This window comes from Streptosporangium sp. LJ11, from assembly GCF_051918945.1.
Taxonomy (GTDB): domain Bacteria; phylum Actinomycetota; class Actinomycetes; order Streptosporangiales; family Streptosporangiaceae; genus Streptosporangium.
The window spans coordinates 234,005-251,026 of record NZ_JBPXMB010000014.1; the positions used below are offsets into that span (position 1 = coordinate 234,005).

Genomic DNA, 17,022 nt, shown 5'->3' on the forward strand with positions numbered 1-17,022 from the left:
ATCCGGTAGCTTCGGGGGGCTCTCAGCCACGATTCTCGGCATCTCCGACGTGGCCGCCTCCGCGGTCACGTATGTCGGCGCGGGACCCGTCTCCCGGGTCCCCTGAGTCCCACCCAACCCATCGAGCACGATCGGGAGCGTACGACAAATCCTGTTTTCCCGTGCGGGATCCCCATCACACTTCGGGAACGAGTACCTTCCCCATCCTTGCGCGAAACACCCTGCGATGATTCCAGGATGTTCGTGGAACGCCAGGTGGAGCTCAGGTTCGACGTCTCCTCACGCGAGGCGAGGACGCACACCAACCTGTCGGCCGTGCGCGCCGACGCCCTCGGGCTCTGGCTGGCCGGTGACGAGACCGCCACCGTCGAGCATCTGGCGTTCCGCGCCGGGCGCTTCGACGACCAGCGCACCTTCCACCTCGCCGATTTCGTGGACCTGCCCGCCGGGCGCGACGAGGAGGCCGACATCGAGGGCCTGGGCCGGGCGGACGGCTGGCTCTGGGCGATCGGGTCGCACAGCCTCAAGCGCAGGCGGGCCAAGAAGGGGCATCCGCCGCACAAGGCCCGCCGCCGTCTCGGCAGCGTGGTGCGCGAGGAGAACCGTTACATCCTCGTACGGCTGCCGCTCGTCGGCGCCACCCCGGCGCGCGAGGACGGCTCCCGCAGGGCGGAGATCCTGGCGGGTCCCGGCCGGAACCTGGCCGACCTGCTGGCGGACGATCCGCACCTCGCCCCCTTCGTGGCGATTCCCAGCAAGGACAACGGGCTGGACATCGAGGGCATCGCCATGCTCGACGGCCGCCTGTTCGTCGGCCTGCGCGGTCCGGTGCTGCGCGGCTGGGCCGCGATGCTGGAGATCCGGCCGGAGAGCGACCCCCGGCGTCCCGGCAGTCTGAGGCTCGCCCCCATCGACGGCAGGCCGTACCGGACGCACTTCCTGAACCTCGGCGGGCTCGGCGTCCGCGACATGTGCCCGCACCGGGGCGGGATGCTGATCCTCGCGGGGCCGACCATGAGCCTGGACGGCCCGGTCCGGGTGCTGCGCTGGGACCCGGAGGACGAGCCGTCGGTACGGCACGAGCTGGAACTCCTCGGCGACCTGCCGCACGGGAATGGGAACGACCACCCGGAGGGGATCACCGTGCTCGACGGCGAGCGCCTCCTGGTGGTCCACGACAGCCCGTCGGCGGCGCGGCTCACCCCCGAGGGCGGCGTGCTCGCCGACATCGTCAGGTTGCCCCGCTGACCGCTCGTCCCCGGAACCGGGCCACCGGCCGTTCCCCCGTGGACATCGGCGCCCTCATGCCGGTCACCCGCCGATCACCGGCCGTCCCCGCGCAGCCACGGGGCGTCCGCGACGACCGTGCGGGAGCCCGGCTCGATCTCGGTGAACCCGGCGTCCCTGACCACCGGCAGGCCCGAGGCGACCAGCCCCGCCCACGCGGCGGGATCGGCGGTCCTCACCGAGGCCGCCAGGCCCTTGTCCCGCCACGCCCGCCTGGCGTCGTCCCCGCTCGCCTGCCAGGCGAGCTGGGCGGCGTGCCCGGCCTGGGCCATGGCCTTGCCCGCCGACATCGTCAGCCCGGGGTTGAGCCACAGCACCACGTCCCCCGGCGGTCCCGGCTCGGAGGGGTCGGCGAGCTCGGTACCGGACACCTGAAGCCTGGAGAGGTCCCTGGGCCAGCCGTCCAGCGGGACCGGCGGGTGGACGCGGACCTCGGCGGTGCCCGAGGCGACGGTGACACCGGGCAGGTCGAGCACCCGGCGCCACTCCGCCCCGCGCGCCCGCCGGACGACCTTCCTGAACCGGCTGCCGTCCCAGGCCCGTACGGCCTCGGCCCACTCGCCGCCGTCGAGGGCGCGCGGGTCGTCGAGCAGTGCCAGCACGGCCAGGGCCGCCGCCTCCAGGGCGTCGGTCCGCGCGGGCGGCGCTGAGCGCTCGATCCGCACCACGAGCGGGAGGACCTTCCTGTCCCGGTCCCTGTCCCCGCCCTCGCCGCCCTCGCCGTCCCCGCCGCCCGTCGCCGCTGTCCCGTCTCGTTCTCTCACGCCTTCAAGGATGCCTGCTCCTCCGTGGTGGCCCCACCGATGTCGGACGTCACCGTGGCGGGGTTCCCGGTGACGGGCTTCCTGGTGATGGCGATCGACATGACGGCGGCGGCGAGGCAGAGGAAGCCCGCGGCGTACCACGCGAGGTCGTAGGCGCCGAAGTGGTCGCGGGTGATCCCCGCGGCGACCGCGGCGATCGCGGCGCCGACCTGGTGGGAGGCGAAGACCCAGCCGAACACCACGGCCCCGTCGGGACCGTAGATCTGGCGGCACAGGGCGACGGTCGGCGGGACCGTGGCCACCCAGTCGAGGCCGTAGAAGATGATGAAGACGAGCATGCTGGGCTCGGCGGTCGCCCCGAACAGGCTCGGCAGCGCCATCAGCGACAGGCCGCGCAGCCCGTAGTAGGCGCCGAGGAGAACGCGCGAGTCGACCCGGTCGCTCAGCCAGCCGGACGCGACGGTGCCGACCACGTCGAAGATCCCGACCAGGGCGAGCAGCCCCGCGGCGACCGGCGCGGCCATGCCGTGGTCGTGGGCCGCGGGGATGAAGTGGGTGCCCACCAGACCGTTGGTGCTCATCCCGCAGATCGCGAACCCCCCGGCGAGCAGCCAGAAGGGACGCGTACGCGCCGCGCTCCACAACACGCCGAGGGCGCGTGAGGCGGCACCTCCGGCCCGCGCCGGCCGGACGGCCGGGGGCGCGGCGGGATCGGCGCCGAGGGCGGTGGTGCCCACGTCCTCGGGCCGGTCGCGCAGCAGGAACCAGACCAGGGGGACCACGACGAGGGCGGCGACGGCGACCGTGACGGCGGCCGACCGCCAGCCCCTGTCCGCCGCCAGGTGCGCGAGGACGGGCAGGAAGACGAGCTGCCCGGTGGCGCCGCCCGCCGTGAGCACGCCGGTGACGAGGCCGCGGTGGCGGACGAACCAGCGTTCGGTGAGGGTGGCGGCGAAGACCAGGGCCATCGAGCCGGTACCGAGACCGACCAGCACGCCCCAGCACAGGACGAGCTGCCAGGGGGCGTTCATCAGGATGGTGAACCCGCTGCCCGCGGCGACCAGCAGCAGGGCGTACGTCACCACCCTGCGCATGCCGAAGCGGTCCATGAGGGCGGCGGCGAAGGGCGCCGTCAGCCCGTACAGCATGAGGTTGACCGAGACGGCCAGTGAGATCGTGCCCCGGGACCAGCCGAACTCCTCCTGGAGCGGTGTGATCAGCACGCCGGGCGTCGCCCGGAACCCGGCCGCGCCGAGGATGGCCACGAACGCGACTGCCGCCACGATCCAGGCGCGGTGCAGCGTGCGTTCGGGCGCCCGAGGGGTCGTTGTCATGCGCTCCATAATCGAGGGCGACCCGCGGGCCCACGAGTGGCCCGAGCGCCAATAACCGCAAGAATCAGGCCACGGCGTCTTTCTCAGGGCGTGACCGTGACCCGAACCGATGAGACGGCTATCTCACATATTGGGTAAATTCGCTCAAAGGTTATGTTTTTTCTATTCTCCTCATTTGAGGGTCTCGCGTTCGGCATGGTCATGGGGGGACGCGACGCCCGTCCGGGTCCCGCCCGGCCGCACGAAGTGACGATGCTCGACCGGTACGGGGACAGACCGGGGACCGGGTGATCGAAGGAGTGGTGCCGTGTTCCACGCACGAAGGCCGGGAAGGTTCCTGGCACTGCTCGCGAGTGGCGCGCTCCTGCTGGGCGCCTGCGCGGACATCGGCCCGGCGGACGACCCCGAGGCCTCCGGCTCGGAGTCGGCCCTGCCGAGCGAGACCATCACCTACGCGTACGAGCAGGAGTTCCACTCCTACAACAACAACACCACCGCCGAGAACGCCACGCGCAACGCCGCTCCCCTGCAGCGGGTGCTGACGGGCTTCTGGTTCTACGGCGACAAGGGCGCGATCACCCCCGACAAGGACTTCGGGACGTACGAGAAGGTCTCCGACGACCCGCTGAGCGTCGAGTACACCATCAACGACAAGGCGGTCTGGTCGGACGGCACCCCGATCGACTGCGACGACGTCATGCTGTGGTGGGCCTTCCGGTCCGGCAAGGTCAGGGGCTTCGCCTCCGCCGACACCACCGGCCTGCGGGACACCAAGATGCCCGACTGCCAGAAGGGCGGGAGGAAGTTCACCCTGGTCTACGACAAGCCGTTCGCGGACTGGGTGGCCGGAGGTCCTGGCGCGACCGAGATGATGCCCGCCCATGTGATCGCCAAGCAGGACGGCCTGTCCGAGGAGGAGTTCATCGCGGCGGTCAGGAAGGGCGACTCCAAAAGGATCGAGAAGGGCATCACGTTCTTCAACGACGGCTGGGTCTCCGAGGGCAGGCTGCCCGACGCCGAGCTGATCCCGTCCTCGGGGCCGTACAAGCTCTCCAAGCTGGACGCCGGGCAGCGGCTGACCCTGGTCGCCAACGACAGGTGGTGGGGCACCCCGGCCGCGACCCCGACGATCGTCGAGCGCTTCATCACCCTCGACGAGCAGGCCCAGGCGCTGCAGAACCGCGAGGTCCAGATCGTCGAGCCGCAGCCGGGGCCCGACGTGCTCAGGCAGCTGCAGTCGCTGCGTGGCGTGGAGGTCGGCGTCTTCGAGAAGTACACCTACGAGCACCTGGACTTCAACTTCGACTCCAGCCCGTTCAGGGACAGGAGGCTGCGCGAGGCGTTCGCCAGGTGCGTGCCCAGGCAGCTCATCGTCAACACACTGATCGGGCCCGTCTCACCCACCGCCAAGCCCCTGCAGGTCCGTACCGTGGCCCCGTTCCAGGCCAACAGCGCGAGGGTCGTCGCGGCCAGCGGCAGCGCGGGCGTGTACGCGCGGCAGGACATCGCGGGCGCCAGGGCGCTGCTGCGGGAGGCGGGCAAGACGGGCCTGGAGGTCAGCATCGGCTACCAGACCCCGAACCCGCGCCGCACCGCGGCGGTGCAGCTCATCATCGACGCCTGCAACAAGGCCGGTTTCAAGGTCGTCGACAAGGGTTCCGAGGACTTCCTCGGCACCGTGATGCCGGCCAACGGCTACGACGTGGCCCTGTTCGCCTGGTCGGGATCCGCCCTGGTCAGCGGCTGGGCCTCCAACTTCACCTCGCCGGGAAAGTGCGACGCCCGGAACAAGGGCAACAACAACGGCTGCTACTCCAGCAGGCAGGTCGACCGCCTCATCGCGAAGCTGAACTCGACGGTGGACCTGGCCGCCCAGGACCCGATCATCGGCGCGATCGAGAAGCGGCTCTGGAGCGATCTGGCCACCATCCCGCTGTTCCAGCATCCGGGCCTCAGCGCGTGGGACGAGACGCTCCAGAACGTCGTCCCCAACCCCGCGCAGTCGACCATCACCTGGAACATGGACAAGTGGAAGCTGTCCTAGGGAGTCCGGAGCGGGTCCGTACCTGACATCAGATGGCAGGTACGGTCGCCAGGATGGGCGCGAGACCCGGAATTCCACAAGGGAGCCCCACATGCCCCGCGCCACAGGAACCTTCACCATCGACAGCTGGGACCCGCAGCCCTACGACGAGGCCGAGGGGGCCACGCTCTCCCGCGTCCACATCACCAAGACCTTCGGCGGCGACCTGACTGGCACCAGCACCACCGACATCATCACCGCGATCTCCCGGATCGAGACGTCGGCGGCCTACGTGGGCTTCGAGCGCTTCACCGGCACCGCGCACGGCCGCAAGGGCACCTTCGTGCTCCACCACACGGCCACGGGCCACGCCGGCGAGTCGGCGCTGAGCTGGACGATCCTCCCCGACTCCGGTACCGGCGAGTTGCTGGGCATCCGGGGCGACGGCCAGATCGTCAACGACGACGGCGCCCACTCCTTCCACCTCGACTACGAACTGGGCTGAGCGAACCGGGCTGAGAACGTCCGCCCCCGCGCGCCGGCGGACGACAGGCGACGCGCGCGGGGGGTGCCCCTCCCCCCTCCCCCACCACCGAGGCCGGCGATCCGGCCGCCCGACATTCGAGACCGGTGCCCATGACCCGGTAACCCCCGTCCCGGCGTTCACGGACCGGTGCCCATGACCCGGTAACCCCCGTCCCGGCGTTCACGGACCGGTGCCCGTAACCCGGCGACCACGCCCGGCGTTCACGGACCGACGCTGTGACCCCGCGCCCGTGATCCGGCGCCCGCGTCCCGACGCTCACAGGCCGGTCTCCGCGCCCGGCGGCCACGGCCCGGCACTCACGGCCGCTTTGACCCCTTGTCACATCCCGCGTCGAGACAGTTGAGAAAGCTGCTTCCCAGCCGTTGACGTGCCTGTAGCACGTATGTAACATTTGGCCAACGTCATGCAAGAATATTGCAATCCTTTGTTCACTTTCTTGCTATTCCTCGCAACTCTCCAGGGATGCACTGCGTCGTGCACCTGCCCCCCATTACGTGCGCGGTGAAGGCGGCGAAAGCGCAGCCTTCACGCCTCGGCCCTGCCGTGCCCGACGAGAGAAGAAGAGCGCGAATGAGAATGCTGTACAGACCGTTACGGCTGGTGGCGACCATGGTCGCCGCCGCCGGCCTGCTCATGGTGGGGTCGGTCATCCCGGCCTCCGCCGCGGCCGGACCCAATCTGTCGCCGGGCAAGGCGACCCTGGCGAGCAGTTCCACGGGCGGGCAAGCGGTGTCCGCCATCAACGACGGAAACCAGTCCACCTACTGGGAAAGCGCCAACAACAGCTTCCCGCAGTGGGCGCGGATCGACCTCGGCACCGCCACGAGCGTCGACCAGATCGTCCTGAAGCTGCCCCCGCTTACCGTCTGGCAGACACGCACCCAGACGCTCTCGGTCCAGGGCGGCGCCGACGGCAACACCTTCAGCACGGTCGTCGCCTCGGCGAACTACACGTTCAACCCGGCGACCGGCAACACGGTCACGATCAACTTCGGCGCCGCGACCCACCGCTACTGGCGTGTCGACATCACCGCCAACACCGGCTGGCCCGCCGCGCAGATCTCCGAGTTCGAGATCTACGGTGCCGCCACCGGCGGCGACGACCAGAACCCGTCGGCCCCCGGCAACCTCGCCTTCACCCAGCCGGCCACCGGTCAGATCAGGCTGGCCTGGAGCGCCTCCACGGACAACGTGGGCGTCACCGGGTACGACATCTACGCCAACAACCAGCTGCGGGGCAGTGTCGGCAACGTGCTGACCTACACCGACAACCAGCCGGCGTCGGCGACCGTGACGTACTTCGTGCGGGCCAAGGACGCGGCGGGCAACCAGTCGGCCAACAGCAACTCCGTGACCCGCAACGGCACCGGCGACCCCGGCTCGAACCTTGCCATCGGCAAGGAGATGGTCGCGTCAGGCCACGTGCACTCGTTCGTCGCCGCCAACGCGAACGACAACAACCTGGCCACCTACTGGGAGGCCAACTCCGGCGCGTTCCCGAACACGCTGACCGCCAGGCTCGGCGCCAACGCCGGCGTCAGCTCGGTCGTGGTGAAGCTCAACCCCGACTCCGCGTGGGGCACCCGCACGCAGAACATCCAGGTCCTGGGCCGTGAGCAGAACGCCACGGGCTACACCAACCTGGTGTCGGCGCAGAACTACACGTTCAACCCGGCCTCCGGCAACACGGTGACGATCAACCTCAGCGCCACCGTCGCCGACGTGCAGCTGAGGTTCACCGGCAACAGCGGCGCGCCCGGCGGTCAGGTCGCCGAGTTCCAGGTCTTCGGCGTCCCCGCGCCGAACCCCGACCTCACGGTCACGAACCTCTCGTGGACCCCGGCGTCCCCGAGCGAGGCCGGCGCGATCACGCTGTCGGCCACGGTCAGGAACGCGGGCAACGCCGCCTCCCCCACGGACAGCGTCAACCTCAACCTCGACGGCACCCTCGTCGGCGCCGTCGCCGTCCCCGCACTGGCCGCCAACGCCACCGCCACTGTGACCCACAACATCGGCACCCGCAGCGAGGGCAGCTACACGGTCAGCGCCAGGGTCGACGCGGACAACACGGTCTTCGAGCAGAACGAGGGCAACAACACCCTCACCGCGTCGTCGCCGCTGGTGGTCGCCCAGGCTCCCGGCCCCGACCTGCAGGTCCTCGGCGTCACCTCCAGCCCACAGAACCCGGCCGTCGGCGCGCCGGTCACGTTCACCGTCGCGGTGAAGAACCGGGGAACCGCCGCCTCGGGCGCGACCACGGTCACCCGCGTGGTCGTGGGCGGCACCACGCTCAACGGCAACACCGCGTCGATCGCCGCGGGCGCGACGGCCAACGTGGCCGTCAGCGGGAGCTGGACCGCCACCAGCGGCGGCGCCACCATCACCGCCACCGCCGACGCGACCAACACCGTCACCGAGACCAACGAGAACAACAACACGTTCTCGCAGTCGATCGTGGTCGGGCGCGGCGCGGCCGTCCCGTACGTCGAGTACGAGGCCGAGTCAGCCAGCTACCAGGGCACCCTGCTGGAGACCGACCCGCTGCGCACCTTCGGGCACACCAACTTCGCCACCGAGTCCTCGGGCCGCAAGTCGGTGCGCCTGAACAGCACCGGGCAGTTCGTCGAGTTCACCTCGACCAGTCCCGCCAACTCGATCGTGGTCCGCAACTCCATCCCCGACGCGGCGGGCGGCGGCGGCATCGAAGCCACCATCAGCCTCTACATCAACGGCACCTTCTCCAGGAAGCTGACCCTCTCGTCGCGCCACAGCTGGCTGTACGGGAACACCGACGGCCCCGAGGCGCTGACGAACACCCCCCAGGGCGACGCCCGGAGGTTGTTCGACGAGTCGAACGCGCTGCTCTCGCAGAGCTACCCGGCCGGCACCAAGTTCAAGCTGCAGCGCGACGCGGGCGACACGGCCTCGTTCTACGTCATCGACCTGATCGACCTGGAGCAGGTGGCGCCGCCGACGAGCCAGCCGGCCGGTTGCACCTCGATCACGAACTACGGCGCGGTCCCCAACGACGGCCTCGACGACACGGCCGCCATCCAGCGGGCGGTGACGGACGACCAGAACGGCGTCATCAGCTGCGTGTGGATCCCGGCGGGCCAGTGGCGCCAGGAGCAGAAGATCCTCACCGACGACCCGCTGAACCGGGGTCAGTGGAACCAGGTGGGCATCAGCAACGTCACGATCCGCGGCGCGGGGATGTGGCACTCCCAGCTGTACACCCTGACCGAGCCGCAGGACGTGGTGGGCGGCATCAACCACCCGCACGAGGGCAACTTCGGCTTCGACATCGACAGCAACACCCAGATCTCCGACATCGCCATCTTCGGCTCGGGCCGCATCCGCGGCGGAGACGGCAACGACGAGGGCGGGGTGGGCCTGAACGGCCGGTTCGGCGAGAACACCAAGATCACCAACGTGTGGATCGAGCACGCCAACGTGGGTGCCTGGGTCGGCCGTGACTACGACAACATCCCGGCCCTGTGGGGCCCCGGCGACAACCTGCTGTTCAGCGGCATGCGCATCCGCAACACCTACGCCGACGGCATCAACTTCACCAACGGCACGCGGAACTCGCGGGTGTTCAACTCCTCGTTCCGCAACACCGGTGACGACGCCCTGGCGATCTGGGCCAACCAGGCGGTGAAGGACCGGGTCGTCGACAACACGCACGACAACCACTTCGTCAACAACACCATCCAGCTGCCCTGGCGGGCGAACGGCATCGCGATCTACGGCGGTTACGACAACTCCGCCGAGAACAACCTGATCTACGACACCATGAACTACCCGGGCATCATGCTGGCGACCGACCACAGCCCCCTGCCCTTCTCGGGGACCACGCTGCTCGCCAACAACGGGCTGTACCGCACGGGTGGCGCCTTCTGGAACGAGGACCAGGAGTTCGGGGCGATCACGTTGTTCCCGCAGGGCAGCGACATCACCGGTGTCACCATCCGCGACACCGACATCTCCGACTCGACCTACGACGGCATCCAGTTCAAGACGGGCGGCGGCAACATGCCGAACGTCGCGATCACCAACGTGAAGATCGACAAGTCCAACAACGGGGCCGGGATCCTGGCCATGAGCGGCGCCCGCGGCAACGCGATCCTGACGAACGTGACCATCACCAACTCGGCCGACGGCAACATCGTGAGGCAGCCGGGGACGACCTTCGTGATCACCGGCAACTGATCCTTCCGGTGCACGCCCCGATGCCCCCTCATCCGGGGGCCGGTGCCTGAAAGACGACCGGCCATGTGGCGTGCTCCCCGGGAAACACCTGGGGGGCACGCTCATGGCCGGTCGCGCCGATGCCGGTGAATCCCGCCGATCCCGCCGCGATCCCTCCGGACGAACGACGAAGGGGCCCGCCGGGAGCAGGCTTTCTACCTGCGAACAGCGGACCCCATTCACCGAAGTGGAGCTATGGGGATTCGAACCCCAGACCTCCTCCATGCCATGGAGGCGCGCTACCAGCTGCGCCATAGCCCCTCGGGTGTAACCGTCTCCGGGCTCGGCCCGGCGACCACGCCAGTGTATAGGAAATCACCCCGCACCCTGTAACCGTGGGCGCCCTCGCCCCCACCCTCACCCCCGTCCCCGCTCACGGTCCGGTCGCCGGCACGGGACCGGCGGCACGGACCTCCCACGGGGCCGGCTCACGGGGAGCCGGCCCACCCGATCATGGTTCGCGCGTACGGGCGACGCGGGTGCGGGCGCCTACCGGAGCGACGCGGCCTTCTCGATCAGTTTGGCGAGCTCGGTCACCGCCGGGTCCTCGGTGGACGCGGCCAGGCGGGTGGCGTGGGCGGCGAGGTCGTCGGGCTCGGCTCCGGCGATCCCCTCCCCGGTGCGGAGATACTCCGCGAAGCCCGCGGCCACCACGTCGACCTGGAACCTCGGCGTGGGCCCCTCCCACGGCGAGGCCGCCAGGTCGCCCGCCTCCAGAGAACGGGCGGCTTCCGCGGGGTCGCGGGTGTCGGGATCCTGCCAGCGCACGGTGGCGGTGGCCAGCTGTCCCGCCGCCCCGCCGCGCAGCCGGACCTCGTACAGTGCCGTCACCGAGTGGCCGGGGCCGATCTCGCCGCCGTCCTTGCTGTCGTCGCGGAAGTCCTCGGTCGCGATCTGCCGGTTCTCGTAGCCGATCAGGCGGTAGGACTCCACGGCCGAGGGGTTGAACACGACCTGCGCCTTGGCGTCGCGGGCGCGCAGGTCGATGTTGGTGGCGAGCTGCTCGACGAAGACCTTGCGCGCGTCGTCGACGGAGCTGACGTAGACCGCGGCGCCGTCGCCGTTGTCGGCGAGCTGCTCCATCAGCTCGTCACCGTAGTCGCGGCCGACGCCGACGCACAGCAGGGTGATCTTCTTGCCCGCGGCGTCCGCGACCCGGTCGAGAATGCCCTGCCAGGTGGTGTCGCCGGCGTTGGCCAGGCCGTCGGAGAGCAGGATGACACGGTTGACGGCCACCGGCCTGAAACCCGCCGCGGCCTCGGCGTAGCCGCTGGTCAGCCCCGCCTCCAGGTTCGTCGACTGCTGGATGGCGAGGCGCTCGACGGCGGCGTGGAGTTCCTCCTTCTCGGTCGCCGGGGTCATGGAGAGGACGACGTCCGCCTGGTCGCTGAAGGCCACGAGGGAGACGTGATCGCCGGGCCCGAGCTGGTCGACGAGCTTGTGCAGAGCCTCCCTGACCAGGTCGAGCCTGCCGGGTTCGTCCATCGAGCCGGACACGTCCACCACGAAGGTGAGGTTCGCCGGGCGTCGGGCCTCCGCGCTCGCCCCGCGGGTCTGCAGGCCGACGCGGAGCAGCGCGGTGCCGTTCCCCGGCGTGCGGGCGCCGTCCATGTGCACGGTGAAGCCGTCGTCCTTGGGCTCCGCGTAGTCCTGCGCGAAGGAGTTGACGAACTCCTCCGGCCTGACCTGACCCGCCTCCGGCAGCCTGCCCTCGTCGAGGGCCCGTTTGCTGTAGCCGTACGAGGCGGTGTCCACGTCGAGGGCGAAGGTGGAGATCTGCTCGGCGGAGGTGTCGCGCCGCCGGGCGGCCTCGGCCCGGGGGTCTTCGTTCCCGGAGGTGGCCCGGGCTTCGGACTCGGTCTCGGCGGTGTCCTCTCCGGCGCCGGGCGGACGGCCGTCCGGGGGCATGGACGGGATCCCCTTCCCGGATTCGGGCATCGGCTGGCCTGCGGATTCGACGGCGCCCGAACCGCCGCAGGCGGCGGCGAACATCAGGGCGAACAGGGCGAGGACGGCGAGAACGATGGCGAGCGGACGTGACTTCATGTCGCCTCCTAGGGATGCGGGTCATCCCCTACGACGACTCCTCCCTCCGGTCCGCCGGGAGCTTGACCCAAGCGAGCGCAAACCGTGTTCGGCGCGTGATGAGAATTTCCAGGCCGGGTCCCGCCCGCCGAGCCCGAGTGCCCGCTCGAACAGCGAGGCGTCCTCCGCCACGGGCATCTCCTCCCCGATGACTGCCGTCTGCCGTCCCCGCGGTGCCATCCCCGCGACGAAGTCGGTCACGGCCGCGCCGGTGACGGCGCGTGACAGCATCTCGTTCACGACGGTCATGCCCTCGGCCGGACTCACAGCTGTCTTGAAAAAACGCGGCATAGGATCCTGCACCATGCGCGTGTATCTCGGCCTCGCGGCCAAACACCCGGAGGCCGGTATACCGGAGACGATGCTGCACACCGTCAGGGGCGCCATCGACAGCGCGTTCCCTGTACCGCCCGAGGTCATCAGATCCCGGGAGTGGCACCGTCCCGGCATCGCCATGTTCGCCTGGACCAACGAGCCGGACGACTCGCGGCAGCCTCCCCTGCTGGAGACCGGGCACGACCGGGTGACCGGGGTGAACGGCTACCTGGCCGTGCCTGACGACGTGAACCGGCTGGCGGGCATGCCGGTCCTGGACACCGAGGCGGTCGGCGGGTGCTTCTCGGCGTTCCGGGCGACCGAGGACGAGCTGTCGGCCGCCACCGCGATCCACCGGGTCTGCCCGGTCTACTACGCCGAGACCCCCGACGTGCACGTGATCGGCAGCCGGGCGCTGCTGGTCCACCTCGCGGGCGGCGGCGAGCGGGTCGAGTGGGACGTGCTCGCGCTGCAGTCGATGGTCAGGCAGGGATACTTCCTGTCGGACGAGACGCCCTACCGCGGGGTGAGCGCGCTGCCGCCGTCCTCGTCGGTGACCGTCAGGGGCGGCCGCCGTACGATCACCACGACCCCGCTCCCCTCCGCCGTGCCCGCGCCCACGTCGCGCAGGGAGAAGAAGGAGCTGGTCGGCGAGCTGGCGAGCGCGCTGCTGGCCACGGTGGAGCCGCTGCGCGCGGCCGGGGAGCCGGTGAACCTGGCCCTCACCGGCGGCCGGGACAGCCGCCTGATCGCCGCGACACTGCACGCGGCCGGTATCCCGCTGCGCGCGACCACCAACGGCCTGGACACCCACCCCGACGTGATCATCGCCGGGCGGGTCGCCCGCGCGCTCCGCGTCGAGCACACCGTCATCCCCCCGGCCCGCGCCGAGAAGAAGGACGCGATCGTCGTCGAGCACCCTCTCGCGCGAGCCTACGAGACGCTGCGGGCCTGCGAGGGCATGACATCGGCGTACGAGTCGATCGTCGGCTACCTCCCCTACAGCGCCAAGCCCACCATGTCCGGGCAGAGCGGGGAGATCCTGCGGGCCGGGGGCCTGTTGCTGCTCCAGACCGACCTGAGCGAGAAGGCGCTGCACCGCCGGGTGGACGTGACCTTCCTGCGGGACCCGGCGCTGTTCACCGAGGAGGCCAACGAGCACGCCCGCGGGCTGGCCGGGCCCTGGCGGGAGCGGGCTCCGCTGGAGGCGCTCGACCACATGTACATCTCCTACAAGGTCGGTCGCTGGCACGCGGGGGCGCGGGCGGGCTCGCTGCGCAGGGGCGACCAGATCTGGCCGTTCCTCGACAACCGGGTGGTCCGAGCCGCGCTGGGTCTCGACCAGACCTGGCGGCTGTCGGAGGAGGTCATCTACGAGCTGCTCGGTGTCCTGGCCCCTTCGCTCAGGGACATCCCGGTCGAGGGCAAGCCGTGGCGGTTCAGCGTCGGGAGGCGCTACTACCCCTGGCAGCGCAGGCCGCAGGTACTGACCGCGCCGAAGACCGGTGGCGGTGGCTGGAACTGGCGAACCAGTCCCGGCGTGGAGCTGACCGGCCTGATGCGCGACCACGTCCTCGGCCGCCTGGACCTGCTGGCGCCCATCGTCAGGCCCGACGAGGTACGCAAGCTGTTCGCCGAGCCCGTCCTGAAGAAGCCCAACCAGGCCTGGCACCTCTACACCGTGGCCACCATGCTGGGTGGCGAGTACCCGGGCAAGGAGCCCCAGGGCCTGCCGAGGGTCCACATCCCCATCCCGTCGTGACGGGGGGGCCACCGACCGGTCGCGGCTGGCCGCCGACCTCGGTTACAGCGACCAGTCCCACTTCACCCGCGACTTCACCGCCGTGATCGGCATGTCCCCACCGCGTACGCCCGCCGCCTGGCGGAGTGACGTCAGCAGGCGCAGGCGATGCCGGAGGCCGGCGCGGTCAGGGTGTCGACGGGGCGGCGGGACACCCCCGCGGCGGTCTCGACGGGGAAGCCCTCCCTGGCCCAGTACTCGAAGCCGCCGAGCATCTCCTTGACCGGGTAACCGAGTCCGGCGAACTCCAGCGCGGCGCGGGTGGCGCCGTTGCACCCCGGCCCCCAGCAGTAGGTCACCACGGTCATCCCCGCGGGGACGACCGAGCGGGCGCGGGCGGCGATCAGCGCGGTGGGCAGGTGGACGGCTCCCTGGACGTGGCCCTGATCCCAGCTCTCCTGACTCCGGGAGTCGACGACGACGATGTCGCCGACCCCGGCGGCCAGGTCGGCGGCGACGTCGGACACGTCGGTCTCGAACGCCAGCCTGGCGGCGAAGTGCGCCAGCGCGTCGGCGTTCCCCGCTGCGGGTGTCGCGGTGACGGCGGAGAAGAAACAAGCGTTGACAGACATGTGCGACCTTTCGGGTAAGAGGGCGGGGGCCGCGGTGGAGCGAGGACCGCGGTGGGGCGACGGTGCCGCCATGATGTCCGGGCCGGGCATGGTGCCGGTCGCGATGCCAGTGCCGACAGTGGCACGAATGCCGCTTATCGCTAATATCTCGCCATGTTCGTCCCGTCGCCGGTGCCCCGCGTCACGCGCCGCACCGTCTCCGTGCTCGCCTTCGACGGCATGTCTCCCTTCGAGCTGGGCTGCGTGGTCGAGATCTTCGGCATCGCCCGCCCCGAGTTGGAGATCCCCTGGTACGAGTTGTCGGTCTGTGCCGAGAGCAGCACCGACCTGCGGGTCACGGGCGGGTTCACGATGCGGGTGGAGCACGGCCTCGACGTGCTGGCGTCCGCGGACACGGTGATCGTGCCCGGGGTGGCGGACGTCCGCGGCGAGGTCCCTCACGAGGTGGTCGCGGCACTGCGGAGGGCCCGCGACCGAGGGTCACGGATCGTGTCCATCTGCTCGGGAGCGTTCGCGCTGGCCTCCGCGGGACTGCTGGACGGCAGGGAGGCGACGACCCACTGGAGGTACGCGGACCTGCTCCAGCGGAGGTTCCCGCGGGTCAAAGTCGATCCGGACGTGCTCTACGTGGACGGCGCGGACGTGCTGACCAGCGCGGGCAGCGCGGCGGGGCTGGACCTGCTGATCCATCTGGTGCGCAAGGACTACGGGCCGGGCGTGGCCAACGAGGTCGCGCGAAGACTCGTCATCCCCCCGCACCGGGATGGGGGGCAGGCTCAGTTCATCCAGGCCGCGGTCACCCCGGTGGAGGACGGCGTCGCCATGGCGGCCGCGATGACCTGGGCGCTGGAGCACCTCGCCGAACCCATCACGATCGCCGCCCTCGCCGAGGCCGCGCACATGTCCCGGCGTACGTTCATCAGGCACTTCGGGCGGCAGACCGGAACGAGCCCGCTGCGGTGGGTGATCTCCCAGCGGGTCACGGCCAGCCTGGCGATGCTGGAGTCCACCTCCGTCTCGGTGGAGGAGATCGCGTCCGCGGTGGGCTTCGACAGCGCGGCCACCTTCCGCCACCACTTCACCCGGGCGATGCGCACCTCCCCCTCCGCCTACCGGCGGGCCTTCCGCGCCTCGACAGCACCGTCCGGCCAGGTGAGCCCGCATGGAACCGGGCACCGAACCAGGGCACCGGATCCGGCCACGGAACTTTAGCGCGAAACAATTCCTTAGCGTAATTTACCCTTTATCTCACCGTGGTTCGCTTATCCGACTAATCAGGACAAGAGTACCATTAATCTCTTATAAAGAGACCCAAATCTGCGGAACGCAAAGAAACGCGCACCCTCCATCAAGCTTCCATTCTGGATTCGAACCACACTTCTCCTGCCTATCCCCCGGACACTCCAAGAATGGCCGCACAGCGTTTTCTCTCAATAGGAGGGGAGAGACAACGCACGTGTCTACTTTCATGAAACGGACCCTTGCGGGCGGCGCGCTCGCCGGGGCCGTCCTTCTTTTGCACTCCCCTGTCCCAGTTTCAGCCGATTCGCAACTTCAGATTTCGGCGCTGGCTCGTCACAACGGAATCCAACCCACTGGAATCGTGCAGGGTGACCCCTGCCCCGTGGTGCTCTCCAGCATTTGCACGAACTTCGTCGCCCTGCCCACCGTGATCCGCAGCAGGGACGCCGTAGCCACCGGAACGATCATCCATGGCGGGTTGCAGCCGACCGCGAGCGATGCGGTTTACATCCCGCTGTGCAGGTGGCTGGGTCTGCCCATCTTCCTTTGCCGGATCCCTGACGGGATTCAGGGCCCAGCTGGTCCCGCAGGCCCCAGGGGCCTGACGGGCCCCCGAGGTCCCGCAGGCGCAGACGGGGCCGACGGCGCACCCGGACCGGAAGGGCCGACTGGACCTGAGGGACCCGCTGGACCGGCAGGCGCCGACGGCGCACCCGGACCTGAAGGACCCGCAGGACCTGAGGGACCGGCAGGACCGGCAGGCGCCGACGGCGCACCCGGACCCGAGGGACCCGCAGGACC

General features: G+C 70.2%; 10 protein-coding genes and 1 tRNA gene. 6 read left to right on the plus strand and 5 right to left on the minus strand.

The annotated features are described in order from the left end of the window. The first annotated feature begins 237 nt into the window (after positions 1–237). Positions 238–1,248 (plus strand): DUF3616 domain-containing protein, encoded by a 1,011-nt coding sequence (locus ACTOQ3_RS22020; protein WP_440085222.1) that lies wholly within the window; start codon positions 238–240, stop codon positions 1,246–1,248. Between the two features lie 74 nt (positions 1,249–1,322). Here ACTOQ3_RS22020 and ACTOQ3_RS22025 read toward each other — a convergent pair whose 3' ends face one another. Together ACTOQ3_RS22025 and ACTOQ3_RS22030 are read right to left on the minus strand one after the other, a co-directional pair. Further along, positions 1,323–2,051 (minus strand): peptidyl-tRNA hydrolase, encoded by a 729-nt coding sequence (locus ACTOQ3_RS22025; protein ID WP_440085223.1) that lies wholly within the window; start codon positions 2,049–2,051, stop codon positions 1,323–1,325. Further along, positions 2,048–3,385, minus strand: coding sequence for an MFS transporter (locus tag ACTOQ3_RS22030; RefSeq protein WP_440085224.1), 1,338 nt, complete (start codon positions 3,383–3,385; stop codon positions 2,048–2,050). Before ACTOQ3_RS22030 ends, ACTOQ3_RS22025 begins: the two co-directional genes overlap by 4 nt. A gap of 307 nt (positions 3,386–3,692) precedes the next feature. Here ACTOQ3_RS22030 and ACTOQ3_RS22035 point away from each other — a divergent pair, with 307 nt between their 5' ends. The 3 genes from ACTOQ3_RS22035 to ACTOQ3_RS22045 all read left to right on the plus strand — a co-directional run bounded on the left by ACTOQ3_RS22035 (position 3,693) and on the right by ACTOQ3_RS22045 (position 10,167). Then, positions 3,693–5,429: an ABC transporter family substrate-binding protein gene (locus tag ACTOQ3_RS22035; protein WP_440085225.1), complete on the plus strand. Its 1,737-nt coding sequence runs from the start codon at positions 3,693–3,695 to the stop codon at positions 5,427–5,429. A 91-nt stretch (positions 5,430–5,520) separates the two neighbouring features. Further along, a complete protein-coding gene (locus ACTOQ3_RS22040; RefSeq protein ID WP_440085226.1) occupies positions 5,521–5,913 on the plus strand; it encodes a DUF3224 domain-containing protein in 393 nt (130 codons plus the stop codon). A gap of 612 nt (positions 5,914–6,525) precedes the next feature. Next, complete coding sequence (locus ACTOQ3_RS22045) at positions 6,526–10,167, plus strand: CARDB domain-containing protein (RefSeq protein WP_440085227.1); 3,642 nt, start codon at positions 6,526–6,528, stop codon at positions 10,165–10,167. Between the two features lie 227 nt (positions 10,168–10,394). On the opposite strand, the gene ACTOQ3_RS22050 is transcribed toward ACTOQ3_RS22045, so the two are convergent. Next, positions 10,395–10,467, minus strand: a tRNA-Ala gene (locus ACTOQ3_RS22050). A 228-nt stretch (positions 10,468–10,695) separates the two neighbouring features. Next, positions 10,696–12,252: a YfbK domain-containing protein gene (locus ACTOQ3_RS22055; RefSeq protein ID WP_440085228.1), complete on the minus strand. Its 1,557-nt coding sequence runs from the start codon at positions 12,250–12,252 to the stop codon at positions 10,696–10,698. A 343-nt stretch (positions 12,253–12,595) separates the two neighbouring features. Between ACTOQ3_RS22055 and ACTOQ3_RS22060 the strand changes: the two genes are divergently transcribed. Continuing rightward, positions 12,596–14,368: an asparagine synthase-related protein gene (locus ACTOQ3_RS22060; RefSeq protein ID WP_440085229.1), complete on the plus strand. Its 1,773-nt coding sequence runs from the start codon at positions 12,596–12,598 to the stop codon at positions 14,366–14,368. A gap of 131 nt (positions 14,369–14,499) precedes the next feature. Here ACTOQ3_RS22060 and ACTOQ3_RS22065 read toward each other — a convergent pair whose 3' ends face one another. Then, positions 14,500–14,979 (minus strand): rhodanese-like domain-containing protein, encoded by a 480-nt coding sequence (locus ACTOQ3_RS22065; protein WP_440085230.1) that lies wholly within the window; start codon positions 14,977–14,979, stop codon positions 14,500–14,502. Positions 14,980–15,132: 153 nt separating this feature from the next. Here ACTOQ3_RS22065 and ftrA point away from each other — a divergent pair, with 153 nt between their 5' ends. After that, positions 15,133–16,191 (plus strand): transcriptional regulator FtrA, encoded by a 1,059-nt coding sequence (gene ftrA, locus ACTOQ3_RS22070; RefSeq protein ID WP_440085231.1) that lies wholly within the window; start codon positions 15,133–15,135, stop codon positions 16,189–16,191. Positions 16,192–17,022 lie beyond the last annotated feature (831 nt).

Bases quoted from the DNA above. Each gene is read 5' to 3' on its own strand.
- ACTOQ3_RS22020 (WP_440085222.1), top strand. From the start codon at position 238: ATGTTCGTGGAACGCCAGGTGGAGCTCAGGTTCGACGTCTCCTCACGC.
- ACTOQ3_RS22045 (WP_440085227.1), top strand. From the start codon at position 6,526: ATGAGAATGCTGTACAGACCGTTACGGCTGGTGGCGACCATGGTCGCC.
- ACTOQ3_RS22030 (WP_440085224.1), bottom strand. From the start codon at position 3,385: ATGACAACGACCCCTCGGGCGCCCGAACGCACGCTGCACCGCGCCTGG.
- ACTOQ3_RS22055 (WP_440085228.1), bottom strand. From the start codon at position 12,252: ATGAAGTCACGTCCGCTCGCCATCGTTCTCGCCGTCCTCGCCCTGTTC.
- ACTOQ3_RS22065 (WP_440085230.1), bottom strand. From the start codon at position 14,979: ATGTCTGTCAACGCTTGTTTCTTCTCCGCCGTCACCGCGACACCCGCA.
- ACTOQ3_RS22040 (WP_440085226.1), top strand. From the start codon at position 5,521: ATGCCCCGCGCCACAGGAACCTTCACCATCGACAGCTGGGACCCGCAG.
- ACTOQ3_RS22060 (WP_440085229.1), top strand. From the start codon at position 12,596: ATGCGCGTGTATCTCGGCCTCGCGGCCAAACACCCGGAGGCCGGTATA.
- ftrA (WP_440085231.1), top strand. From the start codon at position 15,133: ATGTTCGTCCCGTCGCCGGTGCCCCGCGTCACGCGCCGCACCGTCTCC.